This window comes from cf. Phormidesmis sp. LEGE 11477 (assembly GCF_015207105.1).
Classification (GTDB): domain Bacteria; phylum Cyanobacteriota; class Cyanobacteriia; order Phormidesmidales; family Phormidesmidaceae; genus Phormidesmis.
This window is the reverse complement of sequence record NZ_JADEXO010000095.1, coordinates 1-24,964: the sequence shown is the minus strand read 5'-3', so window position 1 is coordinate 24,964 and position 24,964 is coordinate 1. Positions and strand designations below refer to the sequence as shown.

Genomic DNA, 24,964 nt, shown 5'->3' with positions numbered 1-24,964 from the left:
CCCTAATTCCCCACCCAGGGCACGCTGGCAAGATCGACGAAATCGACGCTGCGCTCTTCTTGATCTAGGGCGTTGATCCGGCTTTTTTCGGCGATGATCTGCTTCTGGTATTCGGCATGGATTTCAGGCGTTTTAGAGAAGTCACCGCTCTGCCAAAGCTCAAGCAGTCGCCGATAGCGCTTTTCACACAGGTTGCGCTCTAGGCAGGCGATCGCAGCTCGAATTATCAGCGGCTCACGCACCGTATCTAGGTGCGTTTTTTCGTCTAGGTACAGCAGATGATGAACCTGAGAAAGTGGCCCGGTTGACTCCGCCGAAAAGTTACGCAGCGTCTCTAGCATGGTCGCCGCCGATGCTTCGTTCTGCTCAATCTCAGCTAGCTCCAGCACCATCCGCCACAGCGCCCGGTGATGAGAGAAGCTAAAGCCTAAATCGCGAGCGTCTAGGCCGTCGATGATGGTTTGACGATGCTCAGGGCAGTGGATGTAAATCCGCAGTAAAGCGGCTTCAGCCTCTTCTAAAAAGCTGCGGTTGAGAATTTTGGTCTCGTGCTTTTGGCTGCTTTTAGCATCTTTATTGCCGGGATTGCGACGCTTACGCCGCACCTGTGCGAGCAAGTTTTCGGCTAGCAAAGGCACGATTCGACCGTCACCCTGACTAAAAATCTCAGCGCAGTGACGAATGTAGTGCGTTCGGGTGTCGGCGTTGGCAATGTCACTGAGCAGTGCGACGATTGACTGCGAACATTGCTGGAACTGATCGGCTTGCTTTAGATCTACGCCGCTGACAATATTGTTGATTTGCCAATCGAGCCAGAGCGGCGCGGAGTCGGCTAGCGCCAGGTACTCTGTGGCGGTGTGCAGTCTCAGGTAGTCGTCGGGATCTTTGCCGTCTGGAATATTGAGAATGCGAAGCTGCACGTCCCCTCGGTAGGCCATATCTGCGACTTCACCAATCGCCCTTTCAGCCGCTTTCGTCCCTGCCGTATCCGCATCAAAGTTGAAAATGATCTGTTTAGATTCGGTATAGCGCAGCAGCAGCTTGACCTGCCCAGCATTCAAGGCCGTTCCCAGCGAAGCCACTGCGTTAGTGATGCCGGCTGCGTGCAGGGCAATGACGTCAAAATAGCCTTCAACGACGATGGCCTGATCTTGTTTGGCGATCGCAGCCTTGGCCTTATCTAATCCGTACAGCGTCTTTCCTTTGTCGAATAGCTCTGTCTCAGGCGAGTTCAGGTACTTGGGTTTAGCGTCAGCGCCTAGTCCGCGCCCGCCAAAGCCGATCAGCCGGTTTTGGGCATCATGGATCGGCACCATGATGCGATCGCGAAACCGATCGTAATAGCCGGTTCCTTCCTTTCTCGGCACAATTAGCCCGGCCTGCTCAACTAGCCCGACCGGATAGCGCTTTTGAGTCACCAGATAGCCATACAGCGTCTGCCAGCCCTCGGGCGCATAGCCGATCTGAAAGTGCCTAATCGTCTCGTCGCTCAGTAATCTTTCATCCCGTAGATAGGCCAGCGCCCGCTTGCCATCGGGTTGAAACAGGGCGTGCTCATAAAACTTGGCAGCAACCGCCACAATTTCATAAAGCTGTTCTCTCAGCGTTAGCTTTCTTTGGAGCTCCTGCTGCTGCGCGGGTTCTGTGGTTTTGACAGGCACCTGATAGCGCCGAGCCAGATCCAATACCACATCCGCGAACGAACGCTGGCCTAGCTCCATCAAAAACTTGAACGCATTGCCGCCAGCTCCGCAACTAAAGCAATAGTAAAACTGCTTCGACGGACTGACGCTAAAGCTCGGCGACTTATCATCGTGAAACGGACACAGCCCGACAAAGTCCTTGCCCTGCTTTTTCAGCACGACCTGTTCAGAGACAATATCGACGATGTCAGCGCGCTGACGAACCTCATCAATGGTGTCGGGATGGATATGAGGATTGCCCATTGGATGGTTATTCGAAGTGGTTACTCGTCGGCATCGTCATCGTCATCTAATCGCCCTGGCAGCGCTTCCATCTCAGCTCTTACTGCCCTTGCTGCTGCCAAAATGTCTTGCTCAGCCCCGCCTAAATATAGTCTGCCAAAGCTACCGATAGCAGAGATTTGCAAGATATTGATAAAGGCGGCTTTTTCAGCTTCATTAGCCGCGAGCGAAGCATAGGCCGCCGGCTGACATTCCATCACGTACAGCGTCTCACCCGCTAGGATCATATTGCCTCGGCGGGTGCGGTTAACCAGTTGCACATGATGAGGATCAAGGTTGCGAATTACCTGGTTTGACAGCAGCTCTGGCTTCAGCGCATCTTTTCGCTGTAGTCCCAAGTAGCTCAAGATCGCTCTACCAGCGGCTTTAACCTCACCTTGACTGCCATGAATTTCCAAGACGCCGTACAGCCTTTCTACCACCTGCACACCAGGGCGCACGACAGCAGACTTTAAAGCAACGTCAGTGATGCGGTTGATCTCGATGCCCGGTGAGACCTCAATCCAAAGAGAGGCGTCTCCCGGTAGCGGCAAAAACCCGATGGAGACCGTGCCAATATAGGCGGCGTGTTGAGGCTGAAGATTGTCTAAATATACGTAGCTACGAAGTTCTACACCCAAGGCCCGTGCCGAAATAGTTAGGTCATTAAGCTGAGGTCTCTTCAGCCAATTGGCGCAATTTCTGCGTCAATATGACCTAATCATAGGCTTTTACCGCTGAACTTCTAAATCTTTTATCCAAAGCAGATGGCGGCTGCATAACCTATCCGTAGATTTACAGGTTGATGGCAACGACTTTATGAAGGAATGATGAACCTAGGATATCATTTTGGCTTAAATTCTAAAGAAACCGCGTCTTTAGCCACCTTTACCTGTTTTATAGAAAATGCTCAATCGACTCAGCGTCGTGTACTTGCTGCTGTCTTGAGAGCGAAATCTGTCTTTATCTCCTGACTATAAACCCGGTTAAGAAAGTTCCTTACTTATACGCTCACTGGATTTCAGAGGAATCCGGAAGAATTAGAGTGAATTTTCCAAAATTCGTCACTTACTCATCTAAACCTTATGTATTCGTTGAAGCAAACAAAGTCCATCAGCGTAGTCAATAAGAACGATTCCGACAAATCTCCTAAGTTTAAAGCTGCCGAAGCACCTGAGCCGACCGAGAGTAATCTCATGTACCTAGTCTTCGTAGATGGTACGACTACGACTATCCAACCTCGATCTTTTAATAACTAGCGACTACGAGCATCAGCGATTCAGACATGAACTGGCTAGATAGCGCTCGCCAGCTGAGCCGAGCTGTCAGTCAGCAAGGGCTCAGCTTGTTCTTGAGTCAGGGATGTGCGGTGTGCGATCGCCCGCAGCATCAAACTTTTTGCCCAGATTGCCAGGCGCAGCTACAGGATCTGGTCAGGGACTTCAAGGGATGGACACCGAGGAATGAGCATCCGCTGCTCATTGGCGCGTTAGCTCCCTACAGCGGTACGATCAAGCAGGCCCTACGAGCTTTGAAATACGAGTATCGACCGGACGTTGGCAGAGCCTTAGGAATGGCTCTAGGCCAGCAGTGGATGGCGCGAAGAACGTTGACGACGCGGTCCGGTCCGCTTTATGCGCTGCCGATTCCGCTGCATCGCCACAGGCAGATGCAAAGGGGTTACAACCAGGCGGAACTCATTGCTCAAAGCTTTTGTCAGGCGAGTGGATTGCCACTATTGCCACAAGGGCTAATCCGCACTGAGGATACGCTGCCTCAATATCAGTTGGGGCTAAAGGCTCGGCAGAAAAATTTGAAGGATGCTTTTCAAGTTGGACAGTCGTTACAACGGCTTGAAAAACGACTTGGGGCCGCGCCTAGGGTTCTACTGGTAGATGATATCTACACGACTGGCACAACAGCGAAGAGCGCAGCAGATGTTTTGAGGCGATCGCACATTCGAGTAGTCGGCATGGTTGCTGTCGCTAGGGCCATTGCTGACGATAACAAACACGCGAAATAGCAGCTAACCTAAGAAATTTCTGCTGCTGATGTGGGTTGAGACTGAAGCTGTGCTAGGGCGACGAAGGCGATTTCGGGGTCAAGTCCGGTAATCTGATGAAACTGACTTGGTGTCAGGCTGAGACTTGGTTCACTCTGCTGCGATTGGCTCTGCTGCCACTGTTTGATTTGGTCATGTGCGGTGGTAAGAAAGGCAATTCCTTTTTGCATAGGAATAGTCAACCAGTTTTTAGTTAGGGTTTCTATCAGGGCCAATTCGACTAAGCCAGCGGGATATTGACTCAGTAAGGTGTGGAGATAGGTATCGAAGGCAGCGGCTTCGTCTCCCTTAAGAAGATAGCTATCAACGATGTGCTCAACGCGCTGTTGACTGATCCGCTGCTGTAGATTCTGCGGTGGTTCTGGCTGTAGTTCCTGCGGTGATTTCATGGTGTGGCCAGGTCGTGGTGTAGAGCACCTGAGGTAACAAGAGAGGTAACAGGAGTGGAATGACGTTACTCAATGCACTCCTATTGATAGATTTTATACTTTTGATGGAGCTCAGGTCTGGTTTGCTTTATATAGCGCAAACTGAACGAATATTCTATGGGCGCAAGAAAGCTTAAGATTCTGTCGGCTGGCTGGTAGCGATAGATCTAGGCAGCAATAGGTCTAGACAGCAATAGAGCGAATAGGAGGGTTGAGTACTGTGGACGCGACTTTGGTGCTGCGGCGGGGGCGGCTGGTAGACGGATCGGTGGTGGATATTGCGATCGCCCAAAACCAGATCGTTGCGATTGATACCGACCTACCGATCGAGGCAGCAACTGAGCTAGATATCGAGGGGCGCTTGGTCAGCTCGCCGTTTGTAGAGTCGCATATTCATTTAGATTCAGCGCTGACGGCTGGAGAACCTAGATGGAATGAAAGCGGCACACTGTTTGAGGGGATTGACATCTGGCGAGAGAGAAAGGCAAGTCTGACGATAAAAGATGTCAAGCAGCGGGCGATTAGCGCTTTGAAACAGCAGGCTAGCTATGGCGTTTTGTTTGTGCGTAGTCATGCCGATGTCAGTGAGCCAGGGTTGATTGCCTTGAAGGGGCTGTTGGCAGTGCGCGAGGCGGTAAAGGACTGGATAACTTTGCAGGTGGTGGCCTTTCCCCAAGATGGGCTGTATGGCGCGCCTCAAAATGAATCGCTGATGGAGGAGGCGCTGCGGCTAGGGGCAGATGTGGTGGGTGGCATTCCGCATTACGAGCTGACTAGAGAGGATGGGGTGCGCTCTGTTCATAAGATTTTTGAGCTGGCGCAGCAGTATGACCGATTAATTGATGTTCACTGTGATGAAATTGACGATCCGCAGTCGCGTTTTTTAGAGGTGATGGCGGGTGAGTGTATTCGCAGTGGTTTGAGCTCGGATGTGACGGCGAGTCATACGACAGCGTTTGGTTCGTATGACGATGCCTATGCGCTGAAGCTAATGGGCGTTTTAAAGCGGGCTAGGCTGAACTTTATTGCAAATCCGCTGATCAACATCACCTTGCAAGGGAGAACGGATACCTATCCGAAGCGGCGTGGGGTGACTCGGGTAAAGGAGCTTTGGCAGAGCGGGCTGAATGTGAGTTTGGGTCATGACTGTATTCGAGATCCTTGGTACAGCTTAGGAACGGGGAATTTGCTGGCGGTGGCGGAGATGGCGGTGCATGTGTGTCAAATGACGGGACAGGCAGAGGTGGATGCTTGTTTTGATATGGTGACGGCTGGGGGGGCAAAGACGCTGAATTTGGGCGAAGGATATGGGGTTGAGGTGGGGCGACCTGCCAATTTGGTGGTGCTAGATGCAAAAGATCGATACGAGGCGATCTTGAATCGAGCAACGGTGAGAACTGTGATTTCGCGGGGAAAGGTTTTGGTGGAGACGGTGCCCCCAGTGGTTCGGTGGTCGGGCGAGGACAAGGGCTGAGGGAAGTCGTAGAGTCTGCTCTTCTTTTGAGATGAGAGAGTTTTTGGAAGAGGCAAGACGCAGGATCACAGGACGCTCGGCGTGAGGTGCAAGCATTTTATGGCGAGTATAGAGTTGTTGTAATTGTGTAGATTGTTGTACTTACGGTGGAACGGTGTATCTGACGACAAAACAACAACTCTAGGCATCGGTATACTTCACCCTAATATCTCGATACCTGAATCTTTGAACCGTTTCGCTGCTCTAGCTTTTGAGCTGAGCTAAGCGAGACGGTTTTTGTTTTTAATGCAGCCCCCTTACCTATTTAGTTTCAACATGAGAAGCCTCAGTACATCCCTGGCCACGTCCACTGCTAACACTACGCCTACTCCAGGTGCCCCAGGACTCGGGGATTCGCTCTATCCCAATTTTGGCAATGGTGGCTACGATGTTCAGAAATACGATGTGGCGCTAGATATTTCGGATGTGCTCACCAGTACGCTAGTGGGTACGACCACGATCACCGCCACGGCTACTCAGGCGCTTAGCAGTTTTAACTTGGACTTTATTGGCTTTGATATCGAGGGTATTACCGTCAATAATGCCCCTGCTAGCTTTAGCCGCGAAGGGCAAGAGCTGACAATTACGCCCGCAGCGCCTCTGGCTGAGGGTGAAGAATTTACAGCAGCAGTGACCTACAGTGGCTCTCCTGAGCAAATTACTTCTGTCGCAATTCCGGTGCCCACTGGCTGGGTGATCTTTGACGGTGGCAGCTTCGTGCTGAGCGAGCCGGATGGGGCGGCGAATTACTACCCGGTGAATGACCATCCGCTAGATAAAGCAGCCTACACGTTTCGGGTGACAGTGCCCGAAGCATTTGGCGTTTCTGCTAATGGCGTCCTAGAGCAAACGACGGACAATGGCGATACCACAACCTATGTGTTTGAAGCTAGAGATCCGATGGCTAGCTATCTGACTACGCTGAACATCACTAGCGGTTTTAATATCGAAACCAGCGTATCTGAGACGGGCGTTCCTATTCGCAACTATTTCGCCGAAGCGCTTCCTGACGAGCAGCTTAATCTGTTTGACTTGCAGCCAGAGATGGTGGACTTTTTTAGCGGTATTTTTGGTCCCTACCCGTTTGAGGTCTACGGGGCGGTGGTGATGGATACCAATACGGGGACTGCGCTAGAAACCCAAACGCTTTCGATTTTTGGCACCAACAATCTAGGCAGATCTTCTTTGGAAGGAACCATTGCTCATGAGGCGGCTCATCAGTGGATAGGTAATGACGTAGCGGTAGCAGACTGGAGCGATATCTGGCTGAATGAGGGATTTGCTACCTACTCGGAGGGGCTGTGGTTTGAACACAGTCGTGGCGCTGAGGCGCTAGACGAATGGGTGGTTGATACCTATGGGTTTGTAGAAGATTTCTTTGAGTTTTTCGACTCGCCTGGTGAGCCGCAGGCTGACGATCTGTTCAATCCGGGGGTGTATGAGTGGGGCGCTTTGGCGCTTCATGACTTACGTATAGAGGTGGGTGACCAGACTTGGTTTGACATTGTCAGCACCTATTACGACACTTACAAAGGTGGCAATGTCATTACTGAAGACCTGGTGAACATTGCCGAATCGGTGAGCGGCATGCAGCTAGAGTCGTTTTTTGATCGCTGGATCTATAACGATTACCTAGCGCCGATTCCAGAGCTGGATCTGGCGTTTGATGGCCATATTGTGGGCGATGAGGCGGCCAATACGCTAGTGGGTGGCAATCAAACAGATGATGTGATGTTCGCCGGGGGTGGTAATGATGTCGTTGCGGGCGGCGCGGGCGATGATGTCATCTTCGGTGAGTTTGGCGATGATATTTTGCGGGGCGATCGCAACAACCGTTCTGCTCAAAATGGAGCGGATGGCGCTGATATTATCTATGGCGGTGCGGGCCGCGATCGCATGGGTGGCAAGGGCGGTGATGACAAGCTCTATGGCGATGAGGATGACGATCGCATCTGGGGTGATGATGGTGACGATTTGCTGTGGGGCGGTCGTGGAAATGATCAACTCTATGGCGGGCGCGGGGAAGACACCTTTGTGCTAGCGCCTGCAGAGGGGACTGATATTCTCTATGATTTCGTTCAAGGGCAGGATGTGTTTGGCCTCGCCCCAGCCCTCTCTTTTGAAGCATTGTCTTTTGCTGTGATAGGGACGACTACGCAGATCAGCTTTGAGGATGAGGTCTTGATGGAGGTGAATGACTTTACTGCGGCGCTATCTAGTAGTGACTTTGTTGAGGTTGTCTAGAAGTTTCAATAGCCTGCAGGCGATCGCGTATCATGATGCGCCGCTATTTACCTCAAACGTCTTCATCACAACTGGGGTGCTAGATTCATCCGGGTTTTGTACTAATTTGTACTGAAGAGACAGGGCATTGTCTCGGCTTGGTGTTCTATTATGAAGAAATGTTTTTGCGGGTTTCTGCGTAGGCTGAACCTTGCCTGAGTCTTCCATACTGCACCCTAATGCCTTTATCTAAAAAGAAATCTAGCCAGGATCAGCTCGCTACGGAGGATTCTACTCAAGTCGAGAAAGTTAAGACCAAGCGGACTGCCTCGAAGAAGGCTAAGGGTAAAGCAGGGACGAAGGCTAGAAAGATTGCACCTGCATCGAATGGTCATGTGCCGCTAGATGAACCGATTGATCTATCAGATACGAAGAATCTGATTCGGATTAGTGGCGCTAGGCAGCACAACCTACAGGACATCAGTCTCGATTTGCCGCGTGACAAGATGGTGGTCTTCACTGGAGTTTCAGGCTCTGGGAAGTCTTCGCTGGCGTTTGATACGATTTTTGCGGAGGGGCAGCGGCGCTATGTGGAGTCGCTCAGCGCCTATGCTCGCCAGTTTTTGGGTCAGGTTGACAAACCGGATGTAGATGCGATTGAGGGCTTGAGTCCGGCGATTTCGATCGACCAAAAGTCTACGTCTCATAACCCGCGTTCTACAGTGGGGACGGTGACGGAGATCTACGACTATTTGCGATTGCTGTATGGTCGAGCGGGTCAGCCGCATTGTCCGCAGTGTGACCGATCGATTTCACCACAGAGTATTGACCAGATGGTGGATCAGGTGATGGAGCTGCCGGATCGGACGCGGTTTCAATTGCTAGCGCCGGTGGTGAGGGGAAAAAAGGGAACGCATCAGAAGCTATTGTCGGCGCTGGCGGCTGAGGGGTTTGTGCGGGTGCGGGTAAATGGAGAGCCGCGTGAACTCGGTGACAATATTGAGCTGGATAAGAATAAGAAACACGATATTGAAGTGGTCGTCGATCGCCTGGTAAAAAAGGATGATTTGCAAGAGAGATTAGTGGATTCTTTGGCAACTGCTCTGAAGCGATCGGAAGGGATTGCGATCGTGGATGTGCTGCCGGGCCAAAAGACGGAAAAAGAAACGGAAAAACCAGCGGTAGAGGTACCAGAAGAGATTATTTTCTCGGAGAATTTCGCTTGCCCGGAGCATGGGGCGGTGATGGACGAGCTATCGCCTCGGCTGTTTTCTTTTAATTCACCGTATGGGGCCTGCCCGCACTGTCATGGACTGGGCAGTTTGCAGCGGTTTTCGGCGGATCTGGTGGTGCCTGACCCAGAGGTGCCGGTTTATGCTGCGATCGCACCCTGGTCAGAAAAAGACAATACCTACTATTTCTCATTACTCTACAGCGTGGGACAAGCCTTTGGCTTCGAGCTACAGTCCACCTGGGCCAGCCTAGAAGCCTCGCAAAAAGAAGTAATCCTGCACGGCTCAAAAGAGAAGATCTATATAGAAACAGACTCTCGCTATGGTACGAACAAAGGCTATCACCGCCGCTACGAAGGTGTGCTGCCAATGTTGCAGCGTCAATATCAGGAAGCTTCCTCTGAATCTTATAAACAGAAGTTAGAGAAATACTTAGTCGATCAGCCGTGTGAAGTTTGCAATGGCGCGAGACTAAAGCCTGAATCGATTGCAGTGCGAATTGGCCCATACACGATCAAAGATTTCACGAGTGTTTCAGTACGAGAATGTCGCGACAGAGTCTATGAACTCGTGGGTGAAAACGGTGAAGCGCCAAAGCTCACCGCTCGTCAGATGGCCATTGGCGATCTTGTCCTCAAAGAGATCAAGGCCCGTCTCACTTTCTTACTAGATGTGGGGCTCGACTACCTCACCCTAGATAGAACAGCTCGAACCCTCTCCGGCGGCGAAGCCCAAAGAATCCGCCTCGCGACTCAGATTGGCGCAGGGCTCAGCGGCGTTCTATATGTGCTCGACGAACCTAGCATCGGCCTGCACCAAAGAGATAACGATAGATTGTTGAACACCCTTCAAAGACTCAAGGGCTTAGGCAATACTCTCATTGTGGTAGAGCATGACGAAGACACTATGAGAGCGGCTGACTACATTGTGGACATTGGCCCCGGCGCAGGCATTCACGGTGGCCAGATCGTCGCCCAGGGACAGTTAGAAGATATCCTCAACTGCAAAGAATCGCTCACAGGTGCATATCTTTCGGGCCGTCAAAAGATTGACACCCCCGCCGAACGCAGACCTGGCAATGGCCGCAGCATTCAAATTCGCAACGCCCACCTCAACAACCTTTGCAACATAGACGTAGACATTCCGCTAGGCAAATTCGTCTGCATCACAGGCGTCTCTGGCTCCGGCAAATCTACCTTGATTAATGAACTGTTGCATCCAGCCATTCGCCATTACTTTGGCAGCAAAATCCCTCAGCCCAAACACATGGAGCCGATTAAAGGGTTAAAAGCATTGGACAAAGCGATCGTGATTGACCAATCTCCCATCGGTCGCACGCCACGGTCCAACCCGGCGACTTATACAGGGATCTTCGATGTGGTTCGCGATCTCTACACAGAAACAATTGAGGCAAAAGCCAGAGGCTACAAGCGAGGACAGTTCTCTTTCAACGTCAAAGGCGGGCGCTGTGAAGCCTGTGGCGGTCAGGGCGTAAATGTGATTGAGATGAACTTCTTGCCCGATGTCTATGTGGTGTGTGATGTGTGTAAGGGCGCACGCTACAACCGCGAGACTTTGCAGGTGAAGTACAAGGGAAAGAACATTTCTGATGTGTTGGACACCACAGCAGAAGAAGGACTAAAGTTCTTTGAGAATATTCCGAAGGCGGCGAGTCGTTTGCAGACGATGGTAGACGTGGGCTTGGGCTATGTGAAGCTAGGGCAGAAAGCGCCAACCCTGTCGGGCGGGGAAGCTCAGAGAATGAAGCTAGCAAGTGAGCTGGCCAGGAGATCTACAGGCAAGACACTGTATTTGATTGACGAGCCGACCACAGGATTGTCTTTTTATGATGTGCATAAGCTGTTGGATGTGGTGCAGCGACTGGTAGAAAAAGGCAACTCGGTGATTATGATCGAGCATAATTTAGATGTGATTCGCTGCTGTGACTGGGTGATTGATCTAGGACCAGAAGGGGGCGATCGCGGTGGCCAAATCATCGCCCAAGGCACCCCCGAAGACATCGCTGCTACAGAAGGTTCCTATACTGGCAAGTATCTGAAGGAAGTGCTCGCTCAGCATCCGCCACGAAAAGGTTAGTCACAAATCAAACCCTGCTTTTGTTAGATAAGCCGAGACCTCGTCTACAAACGCCTCTGCCTGTTCCAAAAGCGCTATAGCTAGACCCTGATCTGGCTGTAGCATTTCGCCGTAGTCATTAGCCTGCCGTTCATCGAAAGCACAATGCAAGCTGCGAGAGAAGTTCTTTGCAAAAGCCCTGTCTTAACAAACTCACGGTCAAACAGACTGATGACACCGCTGTGCTTAGAAGTGCCCAATCCACGAGTTGCTAGCAGCCCTAAAAGGGCATAAAGCATCGCGTAATACGAACGATTGATACTGCCGCGAAAAGCGATATATTCTAGCAGCAGCTTCGCCTCTTCAATAGTTTCTTTGGCTTCAGCTAGACGATATCTGACTAAAAGCTGAAGCTGACTGTTCATACGACGGCAACGCCTTCTTCAAAGACTTTAGTCAGTAGTGGGCTGGCTCCTATTGCCTCTGTTTGCAGCTGTGCTTCTGTCACAACGAATGTAGAAATAATGCGGTTATGCTCAAAGCCTACTTCCCACGCCAAATCATGAATTTTCTCTCGCAAAGGGCGATCTAAGTTCGCTAGCTTTATGAACACATCTAGGTCCGAGTCATCTTTTAGACTGCCCTCAGCTCGCGACCCGAATATCCGCAGGTCTAGTATCGACACAATCTCCTTTAATCGAGAGTGGAATTCTGCGGCGATTTGACGATCTGATTCCTGCATTACGCTTCGCCCTCCTTCCAAATATTATGGCTAGATGTTGCTTATCTTATCGCTTTTGTCAGTTCTCTGACGATGCCAAGAAGGACGTTATCCTATGATATTAGGTGTTAGGTTTGGAACTGGGCGATCGCGGTGGCCAAATCATCGCCCAAGGCACCCCTGAAGACATCACTGTCACAGAAGATTCGTATACTGGTAAATATTTGAAGGAAGTGCTCGCTCAGCATCCGCCGCAAAAAGGTTAACTGCCATGGTACAAACGCCGCTAAAACCAAATACGCTCTCACTTGTGCTACCCACAGAGCTTTTGCTAACAGTGACCGATGAGCAGTTTGAGATACTAGCGGTCACAAATCGTGAGCTGAGATTAGAGAGAACCGCCGCAGGAGAGCTGATCGTGAACCCACCAACCGGATGGGAAACTGGAGAACGTAACTTTAGCATCACTGCTCAACTAGGGGCGTGGGTTGAGAATCATTATGCGTTAGGGAAAGGTTTTGAGTCCTCAACAGGCTTTAAGCTGCCAAACGGTGCGACTCGTTCGCCTGATGCCTCCTGGGTAAGTCAAGAAAGATGGAATGCTCTAAGTACCGAGCAAAAACAAGAAACCTTTGCGCCCGTTTGCCCTGACTTTGTAGTAGAGCTGCGTTCTGATTCTGACAGTCTAAAGCCTCTTCAGGAAAAGATGCGTGAGTATATGGATAATGAAGCTAGGCTAGGCTGGCTAATTGATCCGAAGAATAAAAGGGTAGAGATCTATCGAGCTGGAGAACCAACCGAAGTATTAGAAGCACCAAGTGAACTTTCTGGAGAAGCTGTTCTACCTGATTTTGTTTTGAAGCTGCATCGTATTTGGACTTGACGTCATGATTGCTATTTCTCAACCTCGGTATATGACTGCTGACGACTACTTAGAGTGGGAGTCACACCAAGAGATCCGTCATGAGTACTGCGACGGTGAAGTGTTCGCTATGGCGGGCGGAACCAAGAACCACGACGAGCTGGCGTTTAACATGCGACGGTTACTAATTGATAAAGTCGAGAACGATCGCTGTCGGATGAGCGGTTCGGACGTGAAAGTGATGGTGAAAGAAGGACTATTTTTTCGCTATCCTGACCTTTCTGTAAGCTGTGATGACAGGGATGAAGGTAGCGATACTTTCTACACTTTTCCAAAGCTGATTATAGAAGTGCTTTCTGACAGTACGGAAAACGTGGATCGAGGAGACAAGTTTCAAGAATACATCCAGATTCCAACGCTAGAAGAATATGTGCTGATCAGTACAAAGCGGATACAGGTAGAGTGTTTCCGTCGTGGAGAAGGGCGAATGTGGCTGTATTCTCCTTACAGGGAAGGTGAGACAGTTGAGATTGCGAGTATGGGCGTTGAGCTGCCGATTGAAAAGCTGTATCGGAATGTTCGGCTGGATATTGTGAAAGCAGAACAGACCTCGTAGCTAGCAACCTCGTAGATCACAAAAGAGCATTGCGGTATGCTGCGGCTATAGCTTTAACAGTATGGCAATATGACTGGCTCTGAATTCTTGATAGGTGCGGCGGCAGAGGGTATTGCTGCCCTGATTACCGATACGACGAAGGCGAGTAGCGGTAGTGCCATTGCCAATACGATTAAAGGCATCAAGGACAAGAGCAAGCAGACGATTTTCAACGCCTCTCGTAAGTACATCGAGACGTATCAGAAGCGACACTGTCAGCTAAAGGTGCTGGGGATGCGGGAGCCAGTAGATTTGGCTTCTGTGTATACGGGGGTGAAGCTGCTGGACAGTAGAGATATCTTGCAGTTTGATCCGGAGGCTTTGGAAGAGACTTTTCGAGAGAATCGTTTGCGAGGGTATAGCAGCAGCGGCAAAAAAGAAGAGAAGCAATCTGGCATTACGATTGCGAATCAAAAGCAGTACCTGATGGTGCTAGGTGGGCCAGGTGCGGGAAAGAGTACGTTTTTACGGAAGGTCGGATTAGAGGCGCTGCAGACTTTCTACTATGAAAGGGCAACATACAAGCCGCGCGTGATTCCGGTGCTGTTAGAGCTGAAGCGCTTTGAGGCGAGCGATGTGGAGATTGCCAAATTTATTGCGGCTGAGTTTGAGACCTGTGGCTTTCCAGAGGCGGAGGCGTTTATGCAAAATGCGTTGACGCAGGGGAATTTATTGATTATGCTCGATGGCTTGGATGAGGTGCCGAGCGCCAACTTGGACAATGTGCTGAAAACAATCCGAGATTTTGTAGACCGCTACGATGGCAATCGCTTTATTGTGTCTTGTCGGGTGGCGGCGTCTGGCTATCGCGGCAGTGCATTTGTACGATTCAGCAATGTGACGATGGCGGATTTTGATGATGAACAGATTCAGCAATTTATCAATAACTGGTTTGGCAGTGAGCAGGATAGAGAACGTGAAACTGCCCAGAAGTGTTGGGAAGTGCTGCAAAAGCCGGAGAATAAAGCCTCGAAGGAGCTGGCGCATACGCCGCTGCTGCTGACCTATCTGTGCTTAGTGTATGACCTTTCTCAGCGGTTTCCGAACAACCGCAGCAGTTTGTACAAGAAGGCGCTGCGGATATTGTTAGAAGAGTGGGCGGCGGAGAAGCGAATCTTGCGCGACGAGATCTATGAGGGGTTGAGTATAGAACAAGAAGAGATTTTGCTTTCTGAGATTGCCTATGACGGGATGGAAGCCGATCAGCTCTTTTTTGACAAGCGGTGGCTGTCTGCTCAGATTAGGAATTTCCTAGCTGGTAACTTGAACGCGCCGAAAGGACTAGATAGTGAAAAGGTGCTGAACGCGATAGAGGTGCAGCAGGGGATTTTGGTAGAGAGAATGGAAGATCAGTATTCTTTTTCTCATCTGACGTTGCAGGAGTATCTGGCTGCTCAGTACCTGGTGGACAACAACGAATGGAAAGGCTTAGTTCAAGGGCATATCATTAATAATCGCTGGCGTGAGATCTTTTTACTGTTACCTGGATTGATATCGGGGCGGGCGGGGGCGGATAGTTTGTTGCTAGCTATGAAAGCACAGGCTGATAGCTATATCAGCACGTTCCGACTAAAGGCTCTGATGAACTGGGCAGACACTGCCATCGATAAGTCCGAAACAATATCGAAGCCTTTGGCTAAAAGACTTGTCGCTACCTTTCTTATCCTTACTCGCGTCCGCAATCGCGCGATCGCCCTTACCTTCGCTCTTGAACCTACCAACGCCGCCCTTGCCCTCACCCATCCCCTTGTCCGCGCCCTTGCCCTCGCTCGCGCCCTTGATCCTACCCTCGTCCCCATCCTTGATCGTACCCTCACTCTCGCTCGCGACCGCGACATCTTTCTCGCCCACCCCCTTGATCTTGCCCGCGACCGTGCCTGCGACCACGCTCGCGACCTCGCAGAAGCAAACGTAAGGATATTCCAGAGTGTGGATTTCGGTCGATTAGTTCGATCGCTCGAAACCCAACAGAGCAACCTCCCTAACGAGAAAGCGAGCCCTGAAGACAAGAAAAAGTTTGTTGAATCTATCTACGGTCTTTGGTGGTCTGCACTCGGCATAGATCCAGAAATAACTCGGCTGTCTACAGACGAATCTAAAGCTCTCGCTGATTATCTCTATATCTGTGAGCTAATGATCCGCTGCAAAGAGGGCGCAACCAGAGTATCGCCCGATGTGTGGGAAGACATCGAATCCAGCATTCTGACCGTGCCGACTATCCCCGAAGACACCGCAGATTGATTCATCCTCGTAGGGGCATTGCATGCAATGCCCCTACCCAACCCCGATCAGTCACGGGCTGCGATCGCCCCCAACCCACGAGCAATCCTTCCATCCCCTATATCAATCGTTCACGACCGCACCGCATCAATTCCCGTCCACTGCAAACCCATTCCCGACCGCCGAGCGATCGCCCACGACCACACCGCACTTGATACCGACCACCAAGCAACAGTCCACGACCGCCGAGCAGTCAACGCCGACCGCCGAGCATCAATTCCCGTTTATATGGAAGTTACCTACGGCCTAAAACGCGTCGTACAATGAAGGTAATCTTGTCGCTACAGCTTTACAACGGGGCCAAAGCAATAAACCTCCCTCAACTTCGGTATAGCAAAGAAGAACACGCAAAGCGCGGCACTGAGATCTACGAAACTCAGGTACGCCCTCAAGTTGAAGAAGGCAATCACGGCAAAATCGTTGCCATTGATATCGATACAGGCGCATTTGAGCTTGCAAAGGATACCGTGACTGCTTCCGACCGCCTGATAGAGAGATATCCAAAAGCACAGATATGGTGCGTTCGGATTGGCTATCTTGGCGTTCATCGCTATAGGTTAGGTCGCCCTGTATGATGCAAGGGGCTGTCGATCAAAGGTACGAAGCAATCCGTTCATGGCAAACCTAGGCATCGGAAGAAGCTGAGCTAGTAGTCAGCAGCTAGCAGGTATGACATTATAGAAGCCGCCTAGTGACGGAAATCCGTATGAGCGGAATCGATCGTGAAATCATCCTTGATCGTCGACATTTGGCCAAGCACTTGCCAGATACGCCTCAGAGTGATCGGCTTCTACAGCGAGGACGTGCAGCTCACGTGTTCAAAGATGAAGACACTCTATTTCAAGTTGCACAAGCTATCCTCATAAGAGGTGTCTACACCGGTTTTGCTAGAGGTTATGATCGCTATGGACTGGTGTTCGCAGAGGCAATTGGTCTCCGCATAGATCCTGATGGCTCAACCTTCCCCTTATTTTATGGCGAGGTAAAGATTGATGCAGACAACAGATACCACCCCATTCCCCGAACTCGACCTAGCGAGGAATAGCTGGAACTTTCTAGAAGTTTGGATTGATCCTATGCAATCGCCACCTTATCTGCTGATGCTCTTAGGAGATAAATCAGGCCACTGTCAGATTCTCGACCCTGCCGAACAGTACAAGCTGATAAAGCGCTGTGAGAGTTACGCTCAAGCCCAGCTTTGGTTGCTTGAAGATGAATATGAACCACTTCAAGGGCGCTTGTTAGAAGCTGAGTTGTTGTGATTTTTTTGTGTTTGTATTGCTTAGCCTCAGCTCTGCTTCAACCCAACGCCTTTGCGATCGCGTCCTCCGCTTGGCTGATAGCTCTTCGTCACCCGGCCAAAGCAGCGCAGCAAATCATAGTAGCCCTGACTGACCGGATGACTTAAGTCAACGAGTGAATCAATCCCAATGCCATTTCGACCCTTGTCTTTGCCAGAGCTGTGGATATAGCGCCCCTCGCCGATATAGAGCGCGACGTGCGTAGTCCGCGCTGGCGTGCCAAAAAATATTAAATCCCCTGGCTGCAAGTCGCCCTGACTCAGCCGCTCGGTGAAATCCTCTTGCTGATAGGAATCGCGCGGGAGCTGAATGCCCGCAAATGCAAAGGCGGATTGCACCAAGCCAGAACAGTCGTAATTAGGAGCGGTCGCGCCCCCCCATAGATACTCATTCGGCGCGGCCATCGCTGCTTTTGAAAATGCGATCGCCTTTTCAACCCGTCCTCGAATCTCATCCGCGCTCAGCATCGGCGGCTGGTAAGGCCGCGATGCCACCGTCAAACTGTGCAGATATTTACCCGATATCCAGCCGGGATAGTCATCCTTACAGCTACACACCCGAAAGACTTTGCTATCTTTTGACACCTCAAGAATTCGTAGATGGTCGCCGACATCAACCTGCGTGACCAGCCCCTGGCAAGTCGGCGATTGATAAAGGTCGATCGCATGGCCGCATACATATTGTTGAACCGCACCCCGATAAATGCCATCTTGTAACGCCTCAAGCGTAACCATAGGCTCTTTGATTCAACCCCAATATCCAATGACGCTAAGCTACCTTACCCAAAGCTTTCCTGCAATCAAATTTCTGCCAACCGGAGTTGCCGTTACAGGAACGTTGACATATCGCCGATGCATCACCAACACGGTAGTCTAGGTTACAGATCCTTATTCTTTGTCCAACTGTTTCCCTCTGTTGGCGTATCCTCTACTGCCAAAAGGCACTCTCTCCCATGACCACTACCCTCCCCCTCAAAACCCCTGCCATTGACAACACCCATCTCAGCCCTCTGTCCAAGCTAGATATTCCCTCTCGGCTGCTGCTCGGGCCTGGCCCCTCTAACGCCGATCCGACTGTCCTTGCAGCGATGGATCGCCAGCCCATTGGCCACCTCGACTCTGCCTACCTCAGCTTGATGGACGAAGTGCAAGAGCTGCTGCGCTACGCCTGGCAGACCGATAACCGCCTGACCCTACCTGTGAGCGGCACGGGCTCAGCCGCGATGGAAGCGACGATCGCTAATGCTATCGAACCGGGCGACAAAATTTTGATTGGCCTCAATGGCTACTTTGGCCATCGACTGGTAGATATGGCTAGTCGCTATGGCGCTGATATCAGCACAATTAGTCGCTCCTGGGGAGAAGTCTTTACGCTGGCTGAATTGCGTAGCGCCATGGAAACGCATCGCCCTCAGGTGCTGGCGCTAGTCCACGCCGAAACCTCTACAGGAGCGCGTCAGCCGCTAGAAGGCGTCGGTGACCTGTGCCGCGAGTTCGACTGTTTGCTGCTGCTCGATACGGTCACTAGTCTGGGCGGTGTGCCCGTCTTCCTAGATAAATGGGGCGTAGATCTCGCCTATAGCTGTAGCCAGAAGGGGCTGAGCTGCCCGCCTGGAAGCTCGCCGTTTACGATGAGCGATCGCGCCCTAGACAAACTCAACAATCGCCAGAGCAAAGTCGCCAACTGGTATCTCGATATGTCCTTGCTCAGTAAATACTGGGGCCAGAGCCGCACCTATCATCACACTGCCCCCGTCAATATGACCTACGCCATCCGCGAAGCCCTGCGTCTGCTCGCCGAAGAAGGCTTAGCTGCACGATGGGCTCGTCATCAAGAAACCGCCGAGTATCTATGGGATGGCCTAGAAGATATGGGACTGAGCTGCCACGTCGAGCGCGACTATCGATTGCCCACGCTGACAACCGTGCGCGTACCTGCAAACGTAAACGCAAAAGCGGTCACGACCAAACTCATCGAGGATCACAACCTAGAGCTAGGGGGTGGACTGGGCGATCTGGCAGGTCAGGTTTGGCGCGTAGGGCTGATGGGCTACAACGCCCAAAAGGAGAATGTTGATACGTTTTTATCAGCGTTGAAACAGGTGCTGGCCCAGGTTTAGCGCGAAATTTAAGGCGAAATCTGAGGTAAGACTTGATCGCAAACCCAAGCGACTAGAGCGAGCTAGATAGAACAACTCCTTCGGGCGGTCTTCTGTAGATGCACAGTCTACAAAGGCCGCTTTCTTCATAAGAGAGGTATAATAAAACACAAAAAATAAGCAATCTGTATTACAAAAAGCCGTACCCGCTGGCTTCTCCGTTAGCAGCCGAGGCAGGTTTTTTGTGATCCACAGTTTCTCAATAGATGCCTACCAAAGTTTTGTTTTACAGAGTGCTGGCGCTCAATCTGCTGGCGATCGCACTGGTCATTCTGATCAGCTATCCCTTCGGGCAGGTTGAACAGCAGTTCAAAGATGGCGGTTTCATCGATATCTTCTCAGGTATTCAGCTATTTGTTATTGCTTACTACGCCTATCGGGCGTTCAAGGCTAGATCAGCGGCCTTTCGCAGTCCCTGGCGTTCGCCTGGTGCGATCTGGGGCATTATCAGCGCTGGCTTTGTCTTTCTAGCCCTTGATGAGCTAGCCACTATCCATGAGGGGCTAGACAAGCTGATTCACATAGTGCTGAATCTGCAAGAAACGGGTATGAGCGATCGCATAGACGATCTGATTGTGGGTCTTTACGGTGTGATTGCGATCGCGCTGCTAGTTGTCTACCGCAAAGAGCTGAAAAGATACAAGTTTGTTCTTCCTTATGTCTTTGGCGGCTTTGTATTGTTGTTTTGCATGATCGGCATAGACGCTATTAGCAATCGCGACGATGTCTTCCTAGCCTTCTTCTCGGCTGCCCGCTCCGATAGTCTGATGAGTTGGGTGTTCGTTCCCGAAGAAGCTTGCAAATTGGTCTCAGAAGCTTTCTTTGTAACAGCGGCTAAGTGCTGTGAGCAAATGGGACGCGATCGCGCTTTCACTGCCCACGCCAACACTTCCACCAAATCCTCACAGTCACCGCTTTGACACTGTCAAGGATACGGCTCAGATCCAATAGATTCAAATTTAATAGGTGGAGCATAGGTACCAATAGAAGGCGTATTGCTATATTTTTCAGACTCCGATCTAAGCGCATTACATAGGTACGGTAGAGCGGTATCGATTGGATGCACAAGAATTTGAGTGTTGACATATACGAGACTGTCTTCAGGAAGATGAAATGTTGGTATACAAGGCATTCAGCGATCGCGAAAGAATGTTTTAAGCGAATGAATTAAAGAAACTTTATATCTGTCTTTTCTCTATCAAATCAAGTTATGTAGATTTATGTACGCTCAAAATTCCTGCATTAAGACGGTGATACTATCCCGTTTGGGTGTATATGCGTCTTTTTATTAATAACCGCACTGATGGCATAAACAAAATATTCTAGAAAAGCTGTGTAGGCTCCTCCTATCTATCGGTTTCGTATTTCTGTTCTTTATCCATACTGAATCATAGCGACAAGCCACGTAGTCTGTGTGTTGAAAACATAGAGACACGGCGAAGTTGTTCTGCGGTTCTCCTAATTGCATTTGCCTCGAAAGCCTTTGAGATCGGCTGCATGGTACTGAGTACTATCAACCAGCTTGAGAGAATTTTTCGCACTGCAAATTCATCAACTTCGTTGTTCAACTACTGTCCAAATGACAGTTGAGCAAACACAAATCTGTTCAATCTTTGAAACAAAACTAAGGCAAGAAAAGAACTATGGCCATAATTAACGGTACAAGTGGGAACGACAATCTCCAAGGCACTAACGGAGACGATATCATTAACGGTCTTAGCCGTAATGATTCTATAGACGCTGCTGACGGCGATGATCAACTATTCGGCGGCGCTGGTGACGATACTTTGATTGGTGGAGATGGTACTGACAACTTTGTCATAGAACAGGCTGGCAACTCCAACAACACCATCACTGACTTCACGCAAGGCGAAGACAAAATTGACTTACGAACTCTAGGAATTAGCGAGTTCGATACTGTATCTGCTCTGCTATCGAACAACGCAGAAGGCAACGTCGAAATTACAACAACGCTAGGGTTCGGTACTTCCGTAACTGAGATTCTAGGCATCAGTCGAGAGCAACTAAGCGCTGATGACTTCATCTTCGACAACAGCGACGATAATGACAACATCAGTGGCGGTAGTGGCTTCGATGACCTGTTCGGTGGCGACGGCAACGACACACTCAACGGAGGGCAACGAAACGACCGACTCTTTGGTGAAGATGGCAATGACCGCTTGCTTGGTGGTGCTGGTGACGATACTTTGATTGGTGGAGATGGTGCTGACAACTTTGTCATAGAACAGGCTGGCAACTCCAACAACACCATCACCGACTTCAGACAAGGCGAAGACAAAATTGACCTACGCACTTTGGGAATTAGCGAGTTCGATACTGTATCTGCTCTGCTATCGAACAACGCAGAAGGCAACGTCGAAATTACAACAACGCTAGGGTTCGGTACTTCCGTAACTGAGATTCTAGGCATCAGCCGAGAACAACTAAGTGCGGATGACTTCATCTTCGACAACAGCGACGATAATGACAGCATCAGCGGCGGTACTGGCTTCGATGACTTGTTCGGTGGCGATGGCAACGACACCCTCGACGGAGGGCAACGAGACGACCGCCTCTTTGGTGAAGATGGCGATGACCGCTTGCTTGGTGGTGCTGGCGACGATACTTTGATTGGCGGTAGTGGAACCGATACTGCCGTTTTCTCTGGTGCGCTTTCTGACTACGAAATCAGTACAGATAACGGGACAGTTACTGTTGAAAATACTAGTGGTAATGGAGACGGTACAGACGTTCTAATTGGCGTCGAAAAAGCTCAATTCAGTGACCAGACCGTTGATCTACCAAGTGTCGCTACCTCTCCAGAAGCCGTAAACGATAGCGCTATAACTAATGAGAATACGGCAGTATCAATCGACGTACTCGATAACGACAGCGATGCCGATGGCGATGACCTCAGCATCGACAGCTTTACCCAACCCGACAACGGTACTGTTACTCTCAACTCTGATAACACACTGACCTATACACCTAACGCCGATTTCGATGGTAGCGACAGCTTCACCTATGAAGTCAGCGATGGAGAGCTGACTGATACTGGCACAGTTAACGTTACCGTCGTTGATGCGGGGGGTAACGCTCCAGAAGCTACTGCTGATAGTGCAACTACCAATGAAGATACAGCAGTCTCCATCGATGTACTTGATAACGACAGCGATATCGACGGCGATGACCTCATTGTCGAGAGCGTCACTCAAGGCAGCAACGGCACCGTCGATATTAACGCCGACGGTACGGTAAGCTACACGCCCAACGCTAACTTCAACGGTAGCGACAACTTCACTTATGAAGTCAGCGATGGCGAACTGACCGATACTGCTACGGTCGCCATTACTGTCGAGCCGGTCAACGATGCACCAACCGCTACCGACGATAGTGCTACTACCAATGAAGACGTAGCAGTGTCGATTGATGTGCTAGACAACGACAGCGATCTCGATGGTGATGATCTCAGCGTTGAGAGCGTGACTCAGGGCAGTAACGGCACCGTCAATATCAACGCCGACAGTACGGTGAGCTACACCCCAAACGCTGGCTTCGACGGTAGCGATACCTTTGAATGCACTGTCAGCGATGGCGAACTGACCGATACTGCCACAGTTGAGGTGACCGTTATCGACGATGGTATTAGCCCTCCAGTCGCCACTGCTGATAGCGCTACTACCAATGAAGATACAGCAGTCTCTATCGACGTACTAGACAATGACATCGATGCCGATGGTGATAATCTCAATGTTGAGAGCGTAACTCAGGGTAGCAACGGCACCGTCGATGTTAACGCTGACGGTACGGTGAGCTACACGCCTAATGCCGACTTCAACGGTAGCGACAGCTTCACATACGAAGTCAGTAATGGCGAACTGAGTGACACTGCTACAGTTGATATCACCGTCGAGCCAATCAACGATGCGCCAACTGCTAATGCCGATAGTGCAACTACTGATGAAGATGTCGCCGTTTCAATCGATGTGCTATCTAACGACAGTGACGTTGATGGCGATAGTCTAGACATCGACAGCTTCATCCAAGCCGACAATGGCACCGTCACTATCAACGCCGACGACATATTAACCTACACGCCGAATGCTGGCTTCAGCGGTAGCGATAGTTTTGAATACACCGTCAGCGATGGTGAACTGATTGACACTGCCACAGTCCAGGTGACTGTTGATAACGTTGTTGTCGAGAATCCTCCAACTGCTGTCGTTGATAGCGCGACCACTAATGAAAATGTAGCGGTCTCGATCGACGTACTAGACAACGACAGCGATCTCGATGGTGATGGCCTCAGCGTTGAGAGTGTAACCCAGGGTAGTAACGGCAGCGTCGCAATTAATCCTGATGGCACGGTGACCTACACACCCGATACTGACTTTAGCGGTAGTGATAGTTTTGAATACACTGTCAGCGACGGCGAACTGACTGATACCGCCACGGTTGAGGTGACGGTTAATGATGTAGTCACTACTGAACCTGCTATCGAAGTTCAGCAGTTAGTGGATGCGGATGGAGACGGCGTTTTTGCTAGCAGTGAAATGGGGACTGCCGGAGGAGAAGCGCTGTTCCAAACAGAAATCACTAATGTAGGAACGGTTGCTGTCACAATTGATGAAATTGCGGACGGCTCCTTTAGCACTACTGGTTCTAGCTTGGCGGACGTAGTCGGTACGACGCTCGCGGTAGGTGAGTCTGTGGTGGGTACTTACCCTGTCACTCTGCCTGACACCGTAGTGACGACCGTGGGTACTGCTGGTGCAGATACTCTTGACGGACAGCAAACGACTGAGGTCGGGCAGATTACGATCACGGCTTCTAGCGGCGCTAGCGAAGTCATAGCTTCTGATACCGCTTCTGTTGAAGTTGAGCTGAACGATATCATCGCGGGCCAGCTAGGGGATGACACTATCTCTGGCGGCGGCGGTGATGATGTGCTGCGGGGCGATCGCAACTCTCGCAAATCACAAGCGGGCAAACCAGGCGGCGACGATGTCATCTTCGGGGGTGCGGGCAATGACCGCATCGGTGGTAAGTCCGGCAATGATTCTCTGTTCGGCGATGAAGGCGACGACGCGATCTGGGGTGACGACGGTGACGACTTCTTGCGTGGTGGCCTCGGCAATGACCGACTCGTCGGCGACGACTTCTCAGGCGGTAGCGGCAGCGACACCTTTGTACTGGCAGCAGGCGAAGGTACCGATACAATCGTTGACTTTGAGATAGGTATAGACCTGATTGGGCTAGCTGACGGACTCAGCCTAGGAGCTTTGACTTTTGAAGGCAACAGCATCCTGTTTGAGGACGAGACCTTGGCTATCTTGCAGGGCGTTGATGCGACTAGCCTCGATGGCAGTAGCTTCCTCTCTGTATAACCTAACGCGAGTTCGGGTTAAACGACTTTCCAGGATTCATACTGGATAAGTACTTTAGCTACAAAGCCTGAAGAGACTCCCCTCTTGGGAGGGGCGCAGGGG

At 50.7% G+C, this 24,964-nt stretch carries 21 protein-coding genes; 15 read left to right on the top strand and 6 right to left on the bottom strand.

Annotated elements, in window-relative coordinates:
• Positions 1-2 precede the first annotated feature (2 nt).
• Together dnaG and IQ256_RS21600 are read right to left on the bottom strand one after the other, a co-directional pair.
• The gene (gene dnaG / locus IQ256_RS21605) at positions 3-1,946 is read right to left on the bottom strand and encodes a DNA primase (protein ID WP_193857766.1); all 1,944 of its coding nucleotides are present in this window, start codon (positions 1,944-1,946) and stop codon (positions 3-5) included.
• Positions 1,947-1,966: 20 nt separating this feature from the next.
• Positions 1,967-2,605 (bottom strand): hypothetical protein, encoded by a 639-nt coding sequence (locus IQ256_RS21600; RefSeq protein ID WP_193857765.1) that lies wholly within the window; start codon positions 2,603-2,605, stop codon positions 1,967-1,969.
• Positions 2,606-3,249: 644 nt separating this feature from the next.
• Here IQ256_RS21600 and IQ256_RS21595 point away from each other — a divergent pair.
• The gene (locus tag IQ256_RS21595) at positions 3,250-3,987 is read left to right on the top strand and encodes a ComF family protein (protein ID WP_193857764.1); all 738 of its coding nucleotides are present in this window, start codon (positions 3,250-3,252) and stop codon (positions 3,985-3,987) included.
• A gap of 8 nt (positions 3,988-3,995) precedes the next feature.
• Here the strand turns inward: IQ256_RS21595 and IQ256_RS21590 are convergent, their stop codons facing one another.
• Positions 3,996-4,415, bottom strand: coding sequence for a hypothetical protein (locus tag IQ256_RS21590; RefSeq protein WP_193857763.1), 420 nt, complete (start codon positions 4,413-4,415; stop codon positions 3,996-3,998).
• A gap of 259 nt (positions 4,416-4,674) precedes the next feature.
• Between IQ256_RS21590 and codA the strand changes: the two genes are divergently transcribed.
• The 3 genes from codA to uvrA all read left to right on the top strand — a co-directional run bounded on the left by codA (position 4,675) and on the right by uvrA (position 11,519).
• Entirely contained in the window at positions 4,675-5,928 is a 1,254-nt protein-coding gene (gene codA, locus IQ256_RS21585) for a cytosine deaminase (RefSeq protein WP_193857762.1), read from the top strand.
• 315 nt (positions 5,929-6,243) lie between these two features.
• Positions 6,244-8,211 carry a M1 family aminopeptidase gene (locus tag IQ256_RS21580; protein ID WP_193857761.1) on the top strand — a complete coding sequence of 656 codons (1,968 nt, stop codon included), beginning with the start codon at positions 6,244-6,246 and terminating at the stop codon, positions 8,209-8,211.
• 218 nt (positions 8,212-8,429) lie between these two features.
• Positions 8,430-11,519 carry an excinuclease ABC subunit UvrA gene (gene uvrA / locus IQ256_RS21575; protein ID WP_228025145.1) on the top strand — a complete coding sequence of 1,030 codons (3,090 nt, stop codon included), beginning with the start codon at positions 8,430-8,432 and terminating at the stop codon, positions 11,517-11,519.
• Positions 11,520-11,599: 80 nt separating this feature from the next.
• Here uvrA and IQ256_RS21570 read toward each other — a convergent pair whose 3' ends face one another.
• Both IQ256_RS21570 and IQ256_RS21565 read right to left on the bottom strand, forming a co-directional pair.
• Positions 11,600-11,923: a HEPN domain-containing protein gene (locus IQ256_RS21570; RefSeq protein WP_193857760.1), complete on the bottom strand. Its 324-nt coding sequence runs from the start codon at positions 11,921-11,923 to the stop codon at positions 11,600-11,602.
• Positions 11,920-12,240: a nucleotidyltransferase domain-containing protein gene (locus tag IQ256_RS21565; RefSeq protein ID WP_193857759.1), complete on the bottom strand. Its 321-nt coding sequence runs from the start codon at positions 12,238-12,240 to the stop codon at positions 11,920-11,922. The genes IQ256_RS21570 and IQ256_RS21565 overlap by 4 nt, the downstream gene beginning before the upstream one ends.
• 104 nt (positions 12,241-12,344) lie before the next feature.
• On the opposite strand from IQ256_RS21565, the gene IQ256_RS21560 reads away from it, so the two are divergent.
• From IQ256_RS21560 to IQ256_RS21525, 8 genes are all read left to right on the top strand, one after another.
• A complete protein-coding gene (locus tag IQ256_RS21560; protein WP_193857758.1) occupies positions 12,345-12,485 on the top strand; it encodes a hypothetical protein in 141 nt (46 codons plus the stop codon).
• Between the two features lie 5 nt (positions 12,486-12,490).
• Positions 12,491-13,102, top strand: coding sequence for a Uma2 family endonuclease (locus IQ256_RS21555; protein WP_193857757.1), 612 nt, complete (start codon positions 12,491-12,493; stop codon positions 13,100-13,102).
• 4 nt (positions 13,103-13,106) lie between these two features.
• Positions 13,107-13,697 carry a Uma2 family endonuclease gene (locus tag IQ256_RS21550; RefSeq protein ID WP_193857756.1) on the top strand — a complete coding sequence of 197 codons (591 nt, stop codon included), beginning with the start codon at positions 13,107-13,109 and terminating at the stop codon, positions 13,695-13,697.
• A 69-nt stretch (positions 13,698-13,766) separates the two neighbouring features.
• Positions 13,767-15,977 carry an NACHT domain-containing NTPase gene (locus IQ256_RS21545; protein ID WP_193857755.1) on the top strand — a complete coding sequence of 737 codons (2,211 nt, stop codon included), beginning with the start codon at positions 13,767-13,769 and terminating at the stop codon, positions 15,975-15,977.
• 27 nt (positions 15,978-16,004) lie between these two features.
• Positions 16,005-16,283, top strand: coding sequence for a hypothetical protein (locus IQ256_RS21540; protein WP_193857754.1), 279 nt, complete (start codon positions 16,005-16,007; stop codon positions 16,281-16,283).
• Complete coding sequence (locus tag IQ256_RS21535) at positions 16,280-16,591, top strand: hypothetical protein (protein ID WP_228025144.1); 312 nt, start codon at positions 16,280-16,282, stop codon at positions 16,589-16,591. Before IQ256_RS21540 ends, IQ256_RS21535 begins: the two co-directional genes overlap by 4 nt.
• A gap of 131 nt (positions 16,592-16,722) precedes the next feature.
• Positions 16,723-17,061, top strand: a complete 339-nt coding sequence (locus IQ256_RS21530; RefSeq protein WP_193857753.1) for a hypothetical protein — start codon at positions 16,723-16,725, stop codon at positions 17,059-17,061.
• 31 nt (positions 17,062-17,092) lie between these two features.
• A complete protein-coding gene (locus IQ256_RS21525) occupies positions 17,093-17,278 on the top strand; it encodes a hypothetical protein (RefSeq protein WP_228025143.1) in 186 nt (61 codons plus the stop codon).
• A gap of 26 nt (positions 17,279-17,304) precedes the next feature.
• Here the strand turns inward: IQ256_RS21525 and IQ256_RS21520 are convergent, their stop codons facing one another.
• The gene (locus IQ256_RS21520; RefSeq protein WP_193857751.1) at positions 17,305-18,051 is read right to left on the bottom strand and encodes a C40 family peptidase; all 747 of its coding nucleotides are present in this window, start codon (positions 18,049-18,051) and stop codon (positions 17,305-17,307) included.
• Positions 18,052-18,269: 218 nt separating this feature from the next.
• Between IQ256_RS21520 and IQ256_RS21515 the strand changes: the two genes are divergently transcribed.
• The 3 genes from IQ256_RS21515 (at position 18,270) to IQ256_RS21505 (ending at position 24,862) form a co-directional block, all read left to right on the top strand.
• Positions 18,270-19,436, top strand: a complete 1,167-nt coding sequence (locus tag IQ256_RS21515; protein WP_193857750.1) for an alanine--glyoxylate aminotransferase family protein — start codon at positions 18,270-18,272, stop codon at positions 19,434-19,436.
• 245 nt (positions 19,437-19,681) lie between these two features.
• Positions 19,682-20,395 (top strand): hypothetical protein, encoded by a 714-nt coding sequence (locus IQ256_RS21510; protein WP_193857749.1) that lies wholly within the window; start codon positions 19,682-19,684, stop codon positions 20,393-20,395.
• Between the two features lie 723 nt (positions 20,396-21,118).
• Positions 21,119-24,862, top strand: coding sequence for an S-layer family protein (locus tag IQ256_RS21505; RefSeq protein WP_193857748.1), 3,744 nt, complete (start codon positions 21,119-21,121; stop codon positions 24,860-24,862).
• Positions 24,863-24,964 lie beyond the last annotated feature (102 nt).